The sequence below is a fragment of the Sorangium sp. So ce726 genome (assembly GCF_051521405.1).
GTDB lineage: Bacteria > Myxococcota_A > Polyangia > Polyangiales > Polyangiaceae > Sorangium.
On the sequence record NZ_CP150349.1, the window covers coordinates 324,835 to 341,157 of the forward strand.

Sequence of the window (16,323 nt, forward strand, 5' to 3'; positions counted from 1 at the left end):
GCCCTCATTGCTCCCGATCCCCCCAGTTGACCCCCAACCCGACGAATAGACGCACGGCGCCGCCCTGCGGCACGCGCTCGTCGTCGCGGATGGACGTGAACTGCGGGAAGCGCGCGAGCCCGCCGCGGGCGCGGAGCTGAAGAAAGAACTCGTCGTCCGTCGTCGGAATGGAAACGTTCAGGTCGAGGTAGCCGCCGGCGCTGGAGGCAGAGGCCGTGTAGTACCCGGTCACGAAGCCCGCGAGATCCAGGCGCACGCTCGGCGCAGCTTTGACCGAGGCCCCGAGCTCCAGGCCGGCACCCGCGAGGCCGAAGTAGCCGCGAGGCCGGCCCGACTCGCTCTGCGCCGGCAGGACGGCGATGTCGAGCGGACGCAACGCAAACTTGATCCCGAACAATTCCGTCGGAAATACCACAAACCCCAGTTCGGCCCACTGCACGAGCCCCGGCCGCCCCTGGACGGTCAGGGCCGTCGCTCCGCCGAAGCTGAGCTCTAGCGTCGTCTCGAACTCGTAGGGATCCGCGACGCGATCGAGGTAGAGGAACGCGCTTCCCGGGCGCGAGCCCTGCCGGCGGCGCACACACGCGAGCCACGAGAGGTCGGCTTTGCCCTGTTGGCACTGCGCGTCGAGCTTGACGAGCGCACCTGCGTCCGGCGAGGGCATCGCCGCGCAAGAAGCGATGTCGCCCTTCCGGCAGCCGGCCCTGAGGAGCTCCAGGACCTTCGCGCCCGACGGGTTCACGTGGTCCTTGTGGACGCGCAGGTAGGCTTCGCTTGCACAATACTCGCCGTCGTGGTTCTCGCGATCGAGACACTTTTTCGTCATCGATTTGCGAATCAATTTGTGATTCGCGTTTCCTTCCTTTTTTTCGGAGCGTAGATCGAGCCACACCTCCCACCGGGCCAGCTCCTCGGCGCTCTGCATGGACTTCTCCGCCTTGCCGGTCCTCCCGTGTTGGCGCCCGACGTGCTGCTCCGGCACACGCAGGGTATAATCGCGGTCTGCGAAGACCCGGATGTCGTCGACGTCCCTCGGCCGCACAGGCACCTCGACGGACTTCGAGCCGACGGGGGCCTCACCGCTCCACAGCACCCGCGTTTCACGATTCACCAGCTGGATGAACAGGCCATCGAGCGGGTGCTTCTTCTCCCCGTTGCGAATCGTGACCGACGTCTCCGGTTCGAGGCAGATGAAGGCATCCAGGTCGGGGCCGCCCGGCGCCCCCACCGTCACGGTGATCTCCTTCTTTTTGAACTCGTCCGCCGACACAACAAATCTGTGATCGCCCTGCGGGAGCGGCATGGGATCAGGCGGAAAAGGGGCTCTCGACGGCTCGACCTTCGCGTCGGAGGCCTCCGGGACGATGAGGACCCACTCGGGTGGACTGGGGTAAGCGCACACCGGATCCCACCTGAGCTTGACCCGCACGAACGGGGCCAGCGTGACGGGAGGCGATCTGGTGAGCCCCGACGGGGCGACCTTCACCGAGACGGGCGTCGGCCCGAACCCCGCCGCCTTCAGGCAGAATTTCTGCGTGCCCGACCTCAACCCGTTCTTCGGCGACAGCGTCAAAGGCGTCCGGCCGAGGGATCGTCCCTCGGCCGACTGGCACCCTTCCAGTGCCGCCGGGATGCGAAACACCTCCGCCTCGCTCGGCGAGCTCGTGAGCTCCAGCGTCGGAGGAGGAGGAAGCGGCGGCTTGATCGGCTCGGGGAGGCACTTCAACGTCGCGGGATCGCGGCCCCACGGGCATGGCCCTGCGGCAGCCTGACCGTGGGCCTCGCGCCCGAAAGAGGCGAAGCCCAGCACGAGCCCGACGCGTCCGAACAGGCGAACCAGGCGGCCGGCGCACGCGGTCACGACGCGAGGGTACCCGCAGTCGCCGCACGCGGGCAAGCGGCGTGGCGCGCGGGCCTTGTCCGGGCGGGTCGAGTCGGCTCTATTGACGGTTGGAGGTATCGATGCGCGAGGTCATCGCGGTGCTGCCGGCCGAAGCAGTGACGAGCTGGGAAGAAGCGCTCCGGGCGGCGGCCCGTGGTGACGGCGAGGCGCCCGTCGGGCCGGAGCTCGAGGCGTTCTTCGACCCGTTCCGCCCCGCCGCGGCGATGTGTTCGGATCCGGAAGACGCGATCGGGCTAGTCCGGAGGGGGGTGCGCGTCGCGCCATTTGCAGAGACGACGCCGCTCCTGCCGCTCTATGCGGCGCTCGGTCGAGAGCTCCCTCCGCCCCTCCGCGTGGCGAGCGAGGAGCAACGTTATGAGTTCCTCCTCGTGGCGCTCACGTTCAGCCTGCGCCTCGACGACGACGAATCGCCGGACCATGCCGAGTTCGTGGTGAAGATCCGTGACGGTGTCGACGGCCCGCGCGCGTCGCGGGCCGTCGAGGTCTTCCCGCAGCGCGTGCACGCCACGTATTTCCAGGCCTCGGCCCAGCTCTCCGTCGCGCTGGAGGCGTCCATGAAGTTCTCAGTCGAGGCCGACTCCGCAACCCGCGCGGGCGTCGACGCGGCGGCGGAGGCCAAGGTGCTGGCCGGCCCCTTCACGATCGACATCGGGCAGACCGAGCTGGACGTCTCGGGCGAGGGGGATCGCGACATCGGTTGGGTGTACCGCGTTCGACGCGCGCTCGAGGGCAAGAACGACTTCAGGAGCTTCCTCGTACTAAAGGTCGCGCGCGAGACGGAGAAGGTCCGGCTGCTCGTGAATATCGGGGTCCGCACGTACCGGCGCACGTGGAAGACGCTATGGCTGCGGGAGAAGCTCCCGATCCTCTATGCGAGCGCGGCGCTCGACATTGAGCTACCGAACCGCGGTTGAACGAGGTCCAGAACATGCTTCACCGTCAGGCGAGCCAGAGCACGCCTGCGAGCAGGCAAAATCGCATTTCAATTGCATAAATTGAGGCGAATCGGTGAGGAGTTCGTCGATCGCGGGCCGAGATCGCATGACGGCAGCGCTCTGCCGCTTCAGCGGTTCTTCTTCACGTCCTTCACGTGACTCAAGCTGGGGGGCTTGCCGCGCAAGCAGCTCCAGGCAGCGAGCGCCCCGATGAAGCGTGTCTCCGGTTCAACCGCGTAAACTAATCGGATCTTCACACGCGCGCCCGCAGTTCGGCGAGCCGCACGTCGGCCTCAATGCCTACCCCGGGTGTCTCCGCGCGGCCAGTGTACGGGGGCCCTCGAACACCCCGACGTCCGGGCGTGCCGTCCGGCTTTCGGACCCGCGGCGGCCCCCGTGGTCCCTCGGGCAGGACGCCGGCGCTGCCACGGCCTCCGAGGCAAGAGGGGCTTGCGTCCCGCCCGGACGCGCTGCGTCCGCTGGAGACGCGAATCTGTTCGTTCCACCTGGACCCGCCCCGGTTCTCCTGCTCTCCTGCTGCCTACCGTGACCGCATCCCGTGACGAGAGCTTCATCTCCCTCGTCCCCCGCCTCGTGTCGGCCACGTACTTTGACGAAGCTGCCACGGCGGTCCTCCAGGCCATGTTCACCTGCGTCGAAGAGGCGCTCGCCGGCAGCCCGTTCGCCAGCCGCGCTCGGATCCTGCGTGGCGTCGTCCACCTCCGTCCCGAGGACAGCTACCAGCGCCTCTTCGGCATCGACCGCCTGAGCGGCGCGCGCATCGAAGGCACCGGCTATCTCACCTCCGGCAGCGTCTGGAGCTGGATCGAGAAGCACCGCTGTTCGGTTTCGATCGACGTCCAGCGCGCGTCGCTCCGCTCCTGGATGCCGGACGGGGCCATTGCGCTCCGCCACCCGCCAGGGGCGGCCGGCATGCCCGGCGACGCGACACGCGAGCGGATGCTCGGTCGCGACGCGACCCACGTCCATGTCGTCCCGCTGCGCGCGCCGGGCGGCAGCGTCGACGGCATGATCACGATCGAGGTGAACTGCAGGGGGGCCGTCGGGCTCGAGCTCCCCTGGGCGGAGTGCCACGAGGAGCTGGCGATCCTCGCCAGCATCGCCGGGGCCTTCATCGCCGCCCGCGCGCTGCCGCTTCGCTCGGACGAGCCAGCGAGCCCGGACGAGTTCCTGCCGGTCGTCGGTCAGAGCACCGCGCACCTCGTCGAGCTGCTCCGCGCCTTCGCCCCACGGGACGACACCATCCTGATCACCGGCCCGACCGGCGCCGGGAAATCCAGGCTCGCGCGCTGGTGCCACGAGCACTCGCAGCGCCGGGGCCAGCCCTTCGAATCGCTGGACCTCCTCGGCGTGCCCGAGGACCTGCAGATGGCCGAGCTGTTCGGCTGGAAGCGGGGCGCCTTCACCGGAGCGGTCAAGGACAACCCAGGCGCGGTCGCCCGCGCCGCGAAGGGCACGCTCTTCCTCGACGAGATCGACAAGCTCTCGCTCAAGGCCCAGGCGGGCCTCCTGCGCTTCATCGAGGAGCGCGCTTACCGGATGCTGGGCGATGACGGGGCGGGGGAGCGCCGCGCCGACGCGCGCCTCCTCGTCGGCACCAATGCCGATCTGCGCGCCGCCGTGCGCGCCGGCCGCTTCCGCGAGGACCTGTACTACCGCATCAACGTCCTGCCGGTGCGGCTGCTCCCGCTCGCCGAGCGGCTCGACGAGCTCCCGCGCTGGACCGACTTCATGCTGAACCGGCGCCATCAGGAGGCCGACGGCAAGGGTACGGCGCGCTTCGAGCCCGAAGCCATGAAGCTCCTTGTGTCCGCGCCCTGGCCGGGCAACCTGCGGCAGCTCGACAACATCGTCCGGCGCGCTTACGCGCTCCAGCTCGCCGGGCAGAGCGGCCTCGGCGGCGATCTGGTGATCCAGCGGCGCCACGTCGAGCGCGCGCTCACCTTCGACAGCGACGCCGAGCCGAGCGCGCTGACCAAGCTGCTCTGGCGGGCGGCGCTCAGCTTCGTGAACGAGGCCGAGCGACGCCGGGGCGGCAGCGCCCCGCTCCCGCTCGATCTGACCGACGCATTTCGAGGCATGGTCCTCGGCGCGGCGGTGCAGCGGACGGGCAACCGTGACCACGCCTTCACGCTGCTCGGCCAGGAGATGCTGCTCAAGAACCGCAACCATCATCGGACGCTGCTGCGCGAGCTCTCGCGGGTGCGCGAGATCCTGGACCTGCTTGGAGGTGAGGTCGATCCGGATCTCCTGGCGGTGCTCGACGCCGACAAGGAGCCCTGAGGGAGCGGTGCCAGCGCTCTCCGAGCGCCTCCAGCGACCACGAGATCGAGCATGCAGGGCTATGTCGCAGAGGGGGCCGCGCTCGCACCAGGCGCCACGTTCGACGGGCGTTACGAGATCCTGGCCAGGCTCGGCGAGGGCGGCTTCGGCGTGGTGCACAAGGCCCGCCAGCTCACCACCGGGCAGCCGATCGCCCTGAAGATCCTGCGCCTCGCCGAGCAGGGAGGCGTCGCGCAGGCCGACAGGCGGATCACGCGCTTCCTGCGCGAGACGCGGCTCTGCGCCCAGCTTCACCACCCCAACATCGTCCAGCTCGTCGACGCGGGGCAGGCAGAAGATGGGACCCTCTACGCCGCGTTCGCCTTCGCGCCTGGCGACAACCTCGCCGCCCTGCTCGAGCGAGAGGGCGCGCTCGCGCCGTCCGAGGCGCGGCACCTGATGCTCCAGGTGCTCGACGCCCTCGCCTGCGCCCACGCAGCGAGCGTGGTCCACCGCGACCTCAAGCCCAGCAACATCATGGTGATCCCCACGGGCGCCCGCCGCAACGCGCTGGTGCTCGACTTCGGGATCGGCGCCACGCTCGACGACGGGCGATCCACGCGCCTGACCGGCAGCCACGACGCGCTGGGCACGCCCGGCTACGGGGCGCCGGAGCAGTGGCGCGGCGCCGAGGCTTCGCCGCGCGCAGATCTGTTCTCGTGGGGCCTCGTGTTCCTCGAGTGCCTTACGGGCAAGCCGGCGTACGGCGGCACAGAGGCCGAGATCTTCTATCGGCTGCTCGGCCCCGATCCCGTCCCGATCCCCGCCGCGCTCGAGCGCCACCCCCTGGGCGACCTGCTCGCCCGTGCTCTCCGCAAGGACGAAGGCGCGCGCGACGTGACCGCCCGTGGGCTCTTCGAGGCGCTCGAGGCCTGCAACCTGCGCGGGCTCTCGCGCGAGGCGATGCTCGGCGCCTGCGGCCGCTCGTCCGACGGTGACACGCCCGGCGCGGACACGCGGTCTCGGTCCTCGATCGCGACGATCGCTACGTCGCTCGACCGGCGGAGGGGGCCCGCTCCGCCCGCGCTCGACGGCGAGCGCCGGCAGCTGACGGCCCTCTGCTGTCACCTGAGGGCACGCGCGGCCGTCGCGCAGGCCCTCGACGTCGTCGACGTCGAGCGGCTGGACGACCCCCTGCGCGCGGCGCTCGCCCTCTGCGCGGACATCGGGCGCCGCCATGGGGGGTACGTGGCCGCGGCGTTCGGCGACGATCTGCTCGTCTACTTCGGCTACCCCAGCGCGGCGGAGGACGACGCCAGGCGCGCTGCCCGCGCGGCGCTGGCGATGGCCGGTGCCGCGCAAGCCGAGGACGCCGAGGACCCGCGCAGCGCTGCGCCGGGCGCGCGGATCGACGTGAGCGTCGGCCTCCACACCGGCCTGGTCGTCGACGGGAATCTGGGGGATCTCGAAGGCGCGTACCTGGTCACCGGTGCCACCCCGCGGCTCGCCGCGCGGCTTGCCGCGCTGGCGCCGCCGGGATCCGTGGCGGTCAGCGCCGCGTCGCAAGCGTTGCTGCGCGCCTCCTTCGACCTCGAGAGCGAAGGGGGTCGATCCATCGAGGGAATCGCGGCGCCGGTGGAGACCTACCGCCTCCGGCAGGAGCACGGCGCCGCGGCGAGCTGGCCGACCCCCGACGGCTCGAAGGCGCCGCTCTCCGGCCGAGATCAGGAGCTCGGGCTCCTCGTGGAGCGGTGGCGCCGCGCGCGCGATGGGGCGGGCCAGTCGATCCTCATCACGGGCGAGCCCGGCATCGGCAAGAGCCGGCTGGCGCGCGCGCTGCGCGATCGGGTAGCGCAGGAGGACCCCACCTTCCTTGAGGCGCGGTGCTCGCCCGACACGCAAAACAGCCCCCTCCGTCCGGTGATCGAGCTCCTCGAGCGCGCGCTTGGGCTCGACCAGGAGCCGGACGCGGGCAGCAAGATCGCGCGGCTCGAGGGGGAGCTCGCCGGCCACGGCTTCGCGCTGGCGGAGTCCATGCCGCTCTTCGCGCCGCTCTTCTCCCCCGCGCCCCTCGGCGAGCGGTACGCCCCGCCCGACATCTCGGCGCAGCGGCAGAAGGCGCTGACGCTCAACGCGGTCGCGTCGCTGCTCCTCGCGATGGCCGACAGGCGGCCGGTCCTCCTGTTGGCTGAAGACTTGCACTGGGTCGACCCCACCACGATGGAGTTCCTCGCACAGCTCGTCTGCGAGGCGCCCGCGGTCCCCATGTGCGTCGTCATGACGGCTCGTCCGGAGTTCTCGCCGTCGTTCTCGACGGCCGAGGTGCTGCTGCTCCCGCTGAGCCGCCTGGAGCGCCCGCAGATCAAGGGGATGCTCGCCGGGCTGGTGGGCCACAAGGCGCTGCCTCCCGCGGTGATCGAGCAGGTGACGGACCGCGCGGACGGGGTGCCGCTCTTCGCGGAGGAGCTGCTCCGGATGATGCTCGACGCGCGGCTCGTGGTGGAGCGGGAGGATCGCTACGAGCTGACGGGGCCGCTCTCGGGGGCAGCGATCCCGGGGACCTTGCGGGCGCTGCTCACGGCGCGCCTGGATCGGCTGGAGCGCGCCAAGGAGACGGCCCAGCTCGCGGCCGCGCTGGGACGGGAGTTCAGCGTCGAGGTGCTCTCGGCAGCGAGCCCGCTCGGCCCGGCGGCGGTGAAGGACGACCTGGAGCGGCTGATGAGCGCGGGGCTCCTGCTGTTCAGGCGGCGGCAGAAGGACGCGGTGGGGGTGTTCAAGCACGCGCTCGTGCGGGATGCGGCCTATGAGTCGCTCTCCACGGGCGCGCGGCGGAGGATCCACGCGCGGATGGCTGCGACGCTGGAGGAGCGGTTTCCGGAGGTGGTGCGGACGCGGCCGGATCTGGTCGCACATCATCACGCGGCGGCGGAGCAGAAGGGGCAAGCTGTCGGTTATGCGCAGCGGGCCGCGGAGCAGGCGCTGCGACGCTCGGCCTATGCCGAGGCCATTGTCCACGCTTCCAATGCCGTGGCGTGGGCCGAAGCACTATCGGGCGCCGAAGGGGTCGAGGCAGCGCTGGCCGCGAATGGCGTCTTGACCCAGGCTCTGATGGCGACCAGAGGCTGGGCCGATCCGCAGGTCAAGGCGACGACCGATCGCTCGGCAAGCCTGTTGCAACGGCTCGATCAGGACAGCAAGCACAGGGTGCCGACGCTGTGGTTCCTGTTCACCTATCACCACGTGGCCAGCAACCGCCGAGCCGCGCGCGGGGTGGCAGAAGAGCTGGTCGCCATCGCCGAGCGCTCCGGCGACCAGGGGCTCCGCGCTGCCGCCGCGGCGCTCCACGGCCTTGCCCTTTTCATGGATGGCGACCACGCGGACGCGAGGCGCGCCGTCGACCGCGCCGTCGAGCTCTACGATCCCGAGCTGCACCGGGACCACGGGGCGCGCTTCGGGCTGGACTCGCTCGTCCTGGCGAAGTCATTCGTGGCCCTGCTCCGCTGGTTCTTCGGGGACACCGCCGCTGCCTTCGCGCTCATCGCGAGCGCCCTCGAGTGGGCTCGAGAGGTCGGCCACGTGCCATCGATCGCCCTCTGTTTGATGTACGGGGCCATGGTCCACCAGCTCGCCGGCGATCGGCGCGCGGTCGCCGCCATGGCCGGAGAGCTCCTCGCCCTGAGCGGGAAATACGGGCTACCTGCCTACGAAGGATACGGGGTGGTCCTCCACGACTGGGCGGCAGGCGACGAGGAGCGCCCCCGGGCCATCGTGCGCACCCTCTCGGACCTCGGGTGCAAGCTCGGCCTCTCGTACTACGCCTCTCTGGTCGCCGATACCCAGGCAGCGCGTGGCGAGCTCACCGCGGCCATCGAGTGCATCGACCGCTGTCTCGCCATGTGTCGTGAGAACGACGAGCACTTCTACGAGCCCGAGCTCCACCTCCGCCGAGCCATCGTCGCGGCGCGGCAGGCTCCTGCGGCCGAAGACGTGTGGACCTCGCTGGAACAAGCGGCCCTCCTCGCGCGGCGCTTCGCCATGCCGAGGGTCGAGGCGCTGGCGACGCTGGAGCTGCTGCGGAGCTCCAGCGGCGACGAGCAGCGGCGAGCGCGGCTCGACGAGCTGCTCAGGCTTCACCCTGGCCTGCGAGCGATCCAGGCCGACAGCCACGAAGGAGCCGTTGGATGAGCATGGACAAGTTGATGGCGTTTCGCACGACCTACCTGCGCGCGATCGCGAAGGCGTGGGCCGATCCCGATTTCGAAGACAAGCTCACGAGCAATCCCACCGATACACTGCTCGATTACTTTGGCTTTGACTGGGGGTCGTGGAAGAACGCATGCACCCTCCGCATCGTGAGCGCCGGCCAGCCCGAGCAGCGCGGCAACCGCGCGAGCGACGATCTTCCCCCGGGGCGGTTCGAGTGGATCGGCGATGAATGGGTGTGGTCCAAGGATCTTCTCGACAGCTTGACGATGTACCTGCCGCTCACGGCCCCGTCTGCGGAAGCGGCCGAGCGAGCCATGGCGCTCGCGGACTTTTACAGCCAGCGCGCGTCGCTGTTCAGCGACGACTGGGGGAAGGAGTACGGTCCGGCCGGGCAGCAACCATTCCTCCTCACGCCGGCCGTGGGCACTCAGAGTCCCGCTCCTGTCGGCGGTTTCGTCCCGACCGACCAGGGGTTCGAGGCGTTCAAGGTCGTGCTGCTTGCGGCGATGGCCAAAGCCTGGACCAGCGAGGACTTCAAGCAAATGCTCCTGATCGACTGCGCCGCAGCTCTGCGGACCATCCGCGGCTACAAGCTACCCTGGAACATGAATATCTGTGTCATGAATGACGACGGGGCCAGATGGACCAAGCCTGACGCGTCGAGCGACCCGCCGTCGAAGGGCCAGTCGTACTGGACGTTTTCTCGACCGCACACGCTCAGGCTCTACCTGCCCACGGCGCCGAGCGACGAGAGCGCCGAGCCCGTTGCGCTCGCCGTCTACAACGCCACGGGAGCAGAGTACCCCTTCACCTGCTGCTGCTGATGGAGGCAATGACGGCGGAGGAGGATCGATCGGGTGAGCTCGCCGGGGTCGCTCGCCCGCTCGCTGACGGCGAGCTCAACCCGGTCCCTCTGGTCGTCTAGCCGCCGAGGATCCGCGCATGCGAGATGGATTCCGGATCATGGACGTGGACCGTCACGTCCTCGAGCCCGTCTCCCTCTGGCCGGAGTACCTGCCAGCGCAGATGCGGGCGTATGCGCCGCGGCTCGCGCCGTTCGGCCCGCCCGAGACCCTGATCGAGCGGGTGAACCGCCTGGGCGAGCACGCGCTCCTGCCTGCGCCCCCCATCCTCACCGTGGCCGGCGAGCCTATCCTGCGCGTCCCCGAGGTGGCTTACCTCGAACTCGGGCTGGTCACCGAGCGCCGTCGCGCGCTCCTCGCCGCCGCGGAGACGCCTCGGGGGCACCTCGCCGAGATGGACGCGACCGGGGTCGACGTCGCCGTCGTGCTCCCGACGTACGCGTCCTATCTCGTTCACGACGACGGCATCGACGCCGAGCGCTCGCGCGCCTACTCCCGCGCTTACAATCGATGGCTGGGCGACTTCTGCGCGAGCGCGCCGCACAGGCTCCTCGGCCCCGCCCTGCTCTCGCGCCATGATCCGGAGGCCATGGCGGGCGATCTGGAGCAGGCGGCGCGCGACGGCGCGCGCGCCGTGGTGCTCCGGCCGAACCCGGTGCAGGGCCGCACGCTGAGCGCCCCTGCGCACGCGCGGTTCTGGGCGGCGTGCGCGCACCACGGTGTCACCGTGCTCCTCCACGAGGGCACGCACGCGCGCGTCGCCACGGCGGGGGCCGATCGCTTCGAGACGCGGTTCGGCCAGCACGCGTGCTCTCACCCGATGGAGGCGATGATGGCGCTGCTCTCGCTGATCGAGGGCGGCGTGCTCGAGGCCCACCCGACGCTGCGGGTGGGCCTGCTCGAGGCGGGGTGCGGCTTTCTGCCTTACTGGCTCTGGCGGCTCGACCACGTCGAATACGCGCAGATGCGCGGCGAGGTGCGCGGCCGGGTGCGCCGGCCGCCCTCCGAGTACTTCCAGCGGCAGTGTTGGATCGCGCTCGAGCCCGGCGAGGCGATGCTCGACCGGGTGGTGAGGGAGATCGGCGCGACGCGGATGATGTTCGGGACCGATTTCCCCCATCTCGACCACGGGCCCGGCATGGTCGACGAGGTGATGGCGCTGCGGGGCGCGCTCGGAGACGAAGCGCTGCGGGCGATCCTCTGGGAGAGCCCTTGCGGCCTCATGGGGATGTAGTGGAACGCCCGCGTGCGACTCCACTCCGCCCGGATTCTGACGGGTCTTGGGGGCGAGGCGATCCCCGGCCATCCAGCGGTCGCTCTCCTCGAGCGCGCCACTTGCACCTGCTCATCGGCGGGTGAAACCAGGAACGACGATGGATCCTCTGGAGCTGAGCCAGGTGCTGGCGTTCAAGCCCACGCTGCGCGTCGAGCGCATGGATGCGGGCGTGGTCTTCCTGATCGGCGAGCGCGAGCGCTTCGTCGTCTCCGGCGCCTGCGCCGCCGAGGTGGCCGCGCTCGTCGACGGCCGGCGCACGGTGGGCGAGATCCTGAGCGCCGCGCGCGATCGGTTCTCCGAGCCTGAGACCCTGTATGCCCTGAGCCGGCTCGCGGCGCGCGGCTACCTGGTCCCCGCAACGCCGGAGCTCCCCTCCGAGCACGCGGCGTTCTGGCGCGGGGTGGGTCTCGACGGCAAGGCGGCCGCCGAGGCCCTGAGCCGGACCCCGGTGTCGGTCCTGGCCGTCGGCGAAGCCGCTCCCGCCGGATGGATGACCGAGGCGCTCGAACAGGCAGGCGTGCGGATCGACGGCGAGGCGGCGGTGCAGGTGGTCGTGGCCGACGACTATGTGCAGCCCGAAATTGCCTCGATCAACCGCCGCGCGCTGCGTGAAGGAGCGCGCTGGTTCCTGATCAAGCCTGCCGGCGTCCAGCCGCTCATCGGGCCCGTCTTCGAGCCCGGCGCCGGCCCCTGCTGGGATTGCCTGGCGTTCTGGATCCGCCAGAACCGCCCGGTCGAGGAGCTTGTTCGCCGGCGCCGGGGGCACGAAGGCCACGTCCCTCCCCCCAGGGCGGCCACCGAGGCGAGCGTACGGACCGCTTGCGGGCTCGGCGCCTCGGCCATCGCCCGCGCGCTCGCCAGGAAGGAGACAAGCTCTCCCCAGGCGCTCGGTTCCCGGGTGCTCGCCCTCGACCTGGCCACGTTCGAGATCACCGCGCACGCGGTCGTCCGGAGGCCGCAGTGCCCCGCGTGCGGCGATCCGGCGCGGATGGCGGCCGTCGGCGAGCGCCCGATCGAATTGCAGCCGGTGGAGAAGGCCCATTACGAGGACGGTGGATATCGCCGGCAGACCCCGCGGCGGACCTACGAGCGCTATCAGCACCTCGTCAGCCCGATCACCGGAGCCGTGACGTACCTCGTGCCGATGCCGGGGCGGGACACCGAGCTCCGCGCCGTGTACGCGTCCGGCTACCTGGCCTGCCCTCGGGAGGGCGTGCCGCGCACCAACGTCTTCGACAAGGGCTGCGCCGGCAAGGGGCGCAGCGCGGATCAGGCCAGGGTGAGCGCGCTCTGCGAGGCGCTCGAGCGCTACAGCGGCGTCTGCCAGGGGGACGAGGCGCGCGTCCGCGCAAGCAAGGCCGAGCTCGGCGCGGCGGCGCTCTCGCTCGGCGATCTGCTGAACTTCAGCGAGGCGCAGTACCGCGAGCGCGCTCACCTCAACGCGCGGGCAGCGGATCGTCGCCAGTGGGTACCCGAGCCGCTCGATGCGAGCACCCCGATCGACTGGACCCCGGCCTGGTCGCTGAGCAAGCGCGAGCGGCGCTACGTCCCGCTGGCCTACTGCTACGCCGAGGCCCCGGCCGAGAGCGGTACCGCGTTCTGCGGCCCCTGCAGCAACGGCGTGGCGGCCGGCACTTGCCTCGAAGAGGCCGTGCTGCAGGCCGTGCTCGAGCTCGTGGAGCGCGATGCCGCTGCGGTCTGGTGGTACAACCGGGTCGCGCGCCCGGCCATCGCGCTCGACAGCTTCGGGGACCCGTACTTCGAAGCCCTTGAGGCAGACTACGCCCGCCTCGGCTGGGCCGTCTGGGTGCTCGATCTGACGCACGACCTCGGTATCCCCACCTGCGTCGCGCTCGCCCACGAGGCCCGGGAGGATCGATTCACCATCGGGTTCGGATGCCACCTCGACCCGCGCCTCGCCGTGCAGCGATCGCTCACCGAGCTGAACCAGCTCTTCGATCCCGGCGCGGCGCGCCGGGCGCCGTGGGACCTCGAGCGGCTGCCTGACCGCGCGCATCTCTTCCCCGGCCCCGATCTCCCCCGGGTCGCGGCCGAGCACCTTCCCCGGATCGGCGGCGCCGATCTGCGCGCCGACATCGAGCACTGCCTGGGTCGCCTCGACGAGGCGGGCCTGGAGCTCGTCGCGGTGGACAAGACCCGCCCCGACATCGGCTTGCCTGTGGTCCAGGTGATCGTCCCGGGGCTACGCCATTTCTGGCCCCGATTCGGCCCGGGGAGGCTCTATGAGGTGCCGTGCGCGCTCGGGTGGCTCGCCGGCCCGCTCGCCGAGGGCGAGCTCAACCCGGCCCCTCTGTTCGTCTAGCTGCCGAGGAGCTGCGCAGGCGAGATGACATGATGGCCCAGCGCGTCGCGCTCGGCGATGAAGCGCCGCGACCGATCCTCCGGGATAGCCCGTGCGGCTCGATGGGCACGGCCTCTGGCGCGTGGTCGCGCGCGCAGGCGTCTGGCGCTGGATGGGACGCGCGCGGGCGTCGCCCGCGCGGCCACGACATCAGCATTTCACACGATGACGTTGGGACCGGCCTGAGCGCCGGTTCCCTGTACGTTGTCCTTGGTGATCTGGACGTGATACGACGCCGTCTTTGCGGTCAGGTAACCCTGCGCGGTCCCTCCGCCGCCGGACGTCACCCACCATTGCCAGGTGCCTGCGTTGTAGGGGGTGTAGGAGTTCGAAGAAGGGGGCACGAGCAGCCCGTTCGGAGGGGTGAGTGTGAGTTGGTCCGTCAACGTCTCCTTCCATCGAGTGCGGAAATTGCTGTTGTTGTTGGGCTCCTGCTTGGAGACCAGGAGGACGATCGAGTCCACCGTCAACTGGTACTGTCCGCTGTTGTAGAACTTGAGGGTGACGAGGGACCCTTCCCAGTCGCCCTGCTGATTCATCGAGATGGTCTTGGGGACTGTGGCCTTGATCTGGAGAGCCCCATCTTCGAAGATCGTGATGTCCTGGCTTCCGATGGCATCTTTATCAGACACGCCCATGTTCTTCCTCCATGTCGAGGCATGCTTTGCGAGGAGCGCGACGCGGCAGCACGCGGGGAGGAGCGTTCAGCGCAAACGAGCCTCCCCGATTGCCAAAGCAGCCATGACGCCGCGCCGGCCTGTTTTCGCCTCGATCGATCGCAGAGGTTCGCAAGCGATGTGCCACCTGGGTCGGCCCTCGGGGTACCCAGCACAGGGGGCGATTGCTCCACGGTATCCGCCCAGAGGCGCGTGATCGTCCGATAGTCCCGCGGGATCCCTCGGGGGGGATGGCGAGGCGTCGCTTCACCCGATGAAGCGTCGCTTCACCGGGTGAAGCGATGCCGGTTTTGCTTCACCCGATGAAGCGTCGCTTCACCGGGTGAAGCGATGCCGGCATCGCGAGGGGGGCGGCGGGCGCGCCAGATCCGAAGCCGAGCTCAGAGGCAGCGCAGGACGTTGTCGCGCACGAGCTGCCAGATGGGCTCGGGGATCCCGCCCAGCCAGCGCGCGTCGCGCTCGACCGGCGTCCGCGCTCTGCCTGCGCTCTCGCCTCTCCGTGGGCAGCGGGTCGAGCTCATCGCGCTGGGGGAGGCGCAGCCGCCGTCTCCTGTCGCGCCGGTCGCGGGCGGCTTGCTCGGGCAAATCAAACTCAAGGAAGACTTCGACGCCCCACGCCACGACGACGTCCGGAGTGCATTCGAGGGGGACGAGCCTTGAAGTGGCTCCTCGACTCTAGCAGGGTATCCGGCGGAATGGGCGGCTCCTTGGGATCAAGCTCGAACGTGATTGATATGCTATCTCCGTTTGGCGCGATTGAGCGGATCTTGCCAACCCTGGCAGGTTGATTGACTTCGTCCTCGTACGCGAAGAGCGTGGGCAGAGAGCACAGCTCGGCGATCGTCTCGGCGCTGAGCTTCTCGAATCTGTCCCGGATCTTCGCGTCTGTGAACTCCGGGTAAGATCGATCGAGAAATCGAAGTGGATGGTAGCTGTAGCGAGAGGGTTTCCTGTCCCATGTCTCAGCGTCCCTCGTTACTAGTAAATTATACATTCTCACCATCCTACCCCGCTGTAGACTTCGTGCGCCCGGTCCGTTGCCCGATTTCCAGGGGCAGTTTTTCTCACCCGACGTTGGCACTGAGGGGGGCGAGCAACGCCGCAATCATGTTGGTCATGAGCCGGCTCGCACGGGGGGAGCACGCCACCTCAGCGCATCTTCTTTACTCCCTTCACGGGATTTAAGCTGGGTGGCTTGCCGCGCAGGCAGCTCCAGACAGCGAGCACTCCGATGAGGCGCGCCTCCGGTTCAACCGCGTTCGCGACAGCAAGACACGCCGCACTCCATCCTTCGCCTTGGGGCCGTAGGGGGCCCCCATCTCCGGCGTACGCCGGAGCACGCGGAGCGCTGAGGCGAGTTCATCGGCGAACAGCGACGGCGCCGCGGGACGGTTTTCGCGCCACCATGCATCCACCGCGCGCGCCTGCTCGGCCGATCTCCCCAGGAATCGGACCTTCACCCGCGCGCCCGCAGCTCAGCGAGCAGCACGTCGGCCTCGATACCCGCCCCTGTCCGCATTTCAGCGAGCCCCTCTTCGAGGGCTGCGTGCAGCTCCGCGCGCTCCTCGTCGTCGAGCTCGTCGCCCGGATCTGCGATGACGAGATCGAGCACCATGCCCTCCGGCAGATCCGTGGGCTCGTCCACGACGATGCGACCGTTCTGGACGCGGGCCTTGAGCGCTTGCACGTCGCGAAGCGTAGCGCCGTCATCGCCTTGTTGCACCAGGGAGCAGCGGCATCCCGCCGTCGTGGCCATGGTGCGCCATGGAACAGCGGCATCCTTGACGTCACAGAAGCTCGGGCGTGGGACGCACCTCT

10 protein-coding genes are annotated in these 16,323 nt (G+C 69.9%); 7 read left to right on the forward strand and 3 right to left on the reverse strand.

The genetic code is table 11. The features are described from left to right. Positions 1 to 4: 4 nt before the first annotated feature. Positions 5 to 1,726: a hypothetical protein gene (locus WME79_RS01245; protein WP_437531147.1), complete on the reverse strand. Its 1,722-nt coding sequence runs from the start codon at positions 1,724 to 1,726 to the stop codon at positions 5 to 7. Between the two features lie 236 nt (positions 1,727 to 1,962). On the opposite strand from WME79_RS01245, the gene WME79_RS01250 reads away from it, so the two are divergent. The 6 genes from WME79_RS01250 (at position 1,963) to WME79_RS01275 (ending at position 13,789) form a co-directional block, all read left to right on the forward strand. Continuing rightward, positions 1,963 to 2,817, forward strand: a complete 855-nt coding sequence (locus WME79_RS01250) for a hypothetical protein (protein WP_437531149.1) — start codon at positions 1,963 to 1,965, stop codon at positions 2,815 to 2,817. Between the two features lie 567 nt (positions 2,818 to 3,384). Continuing rightward, positions 3,385 to 5,142 (forward strand): sigma-54-dependent transcriptional regulator, encoded by a 1,758-nt coding sequence (locus WME79_RS01255; protein WP_437531151.1) that lies wholly within the window; start codon positions 3,385 to 3,387, stop codon positions 5,140 to 5,142. Between the two features lie 51 nt (positions 5,143 to 5,193). Beyond that, the gene (locus WME79_RS01260; protein WP_437531153.1) at positions 5,194 to 9,306 is read left to right on the forward strand and encodes a TOMM system kinase/cyclase fusion protein; all 4,113 of its coding nucleotides are present in this window, start codon (positions 5,194 to 5,196) and stop codon (positions 9,304 to 9,306) included. Further along, positions 9,303 to 10,151: a BMA_0021/BMA_0022 family TOMM bacteriocin gene (locus WME79_RS01265; protein WP_437531155.1), complete on the forward strand. Its 849-nt coding sequence runs from the start codon at positions 9,303 to 9,305 to the stop codon at positions 10,149 to 10,151. The genes WME79_RS01260 and WME79_RS01265 overlap by 4 nt, the downstream gene beginning before the upstream one ends. 118 nt (positions 10,152 to 10,269) lie before the next feature. Then, positions 10,270 to 11,424: an amidohydrolase family protein gene (locus tag WME79_RS01270; RefSeq protein WP_437531157.1), complete on the forward strand. Its 1,155-nt coding sequence runs from the start codon at positions 10,270 to 10,272 to the stop codon at positions 11,422 to 11,424. A gap of 139 nt (positions 11,425 to 11,563) precedes the next feature. Beyond that, positions 11,564 to 13,789 carry a TOMM precursor leader peptide-binding protein gene (locus WME79_RS01275; protein WP_437531158.1) on the forward strand — a complete coding sequence of 742 codons (2,226 nt, stop codon included), beginning with the start codon at positions 11,564 to 11,566 and terminating at the stop codon, positions 13,787 to 13,789. 197 nt (positions 13,790 to 13,986) lie between these two features. On the opposite strand, the gene WME79_RS01280 is transcribed toward WME79_RS01275, so the two are convergent. After that, complete coding sequence (locus WME79_RS01280) at positions 13,987 to 14,466, reverse strand: hypothetical protein (protein WP_437531159.1); 480 nt, start codon at positions 14,464 to 14,466, stop codon at positions 13,987 to 13,989. A gap of 459 nt (positions 14,467 to 14,925) precedes the next feature. Here WME79_RS01280 and WME79_RS01285 point away from each other — a divergent pair, with 459 nt between their 5' ends. Then, a complete protein-coding gene (locus WME79_RS01285; RefSeq protein WP_437531160.1) occupies positions 14,926 to 15,165 on the forward strand; it encodes a hypothetical protein in 240 nt (79 codons plus the stop codon). 796 nt (positions 15,166 to 15,961) lie between these two features. Here WME79_RS01285 and WME79_RS01290 read toward each other — a convergent pair. Continuing rightward, complete coding sequence (locus tag WME79_RS01290) at positions 15,962 to 16,192, reverse strand: hypothetical protein (RefSeq protein WP_437297307.1); 231 nt, start codon at positions 16,190 to 16,192, stop codon at positions 15,962 to 15,964. Between the last annotated feature and the right edge of the window lie 131 nt (positions 16,193 to 16,323).

Excerpts from the sequence above, each read along its gene's own strand:
- WME79_RS01250 (WP_437531149.1), top strand. The coding sequence starts at position 1,963 with ATGCGCGAGGTCATCGCGGTGCTGCCGGCCGAAGCAGTGACGAGCTGG.
- WME79_RS01260 (WP_437531153.1), top strand. The coding sequence starts at position 5,194 with ATGCAGGGCTATGTCGCAGAGGGGGCCGCGCTCGCACCAGGCGCCACG.
- WME79_RS01265 (WP_437531155.1), top strand. The coding sequence starts at position 9,303 with ATGAGCATGGACAAGTTGATGGCGTTTCGCACGACCTACCTGCGCGCG.
- WME79_RS01270 (WP_437531157.1), top strand. The coding sequence starts at position 10,270 with ATGCGAGATGGATTCCGGATCATGGACGTGGACCGTCACGTCCTCGAG.
- WME79_RS01275 (WP_437531158.1), top strand. The coding sequence starts at position 11,564 with ATGGATCCTCTGGAGCTGAGCCAGGTGCTGGCGTTCAAGCCCACGCTG.
- WME79_RS01280 (WP_437531159.1), bottom strand. The coding sequence starts at position 14,466 with ATGGGCGTGTCTGATAAAGATGCCATCGGAAGCCAGGACATCACGATC.
- WME79_RS01285 (WP_437531160.1), top strand. The coding sequence starts at position 14,926 with ATGGGCTCGGGGATCCCGCCCAGCCAGCGCGCGTCGCGCTCGACCGGC.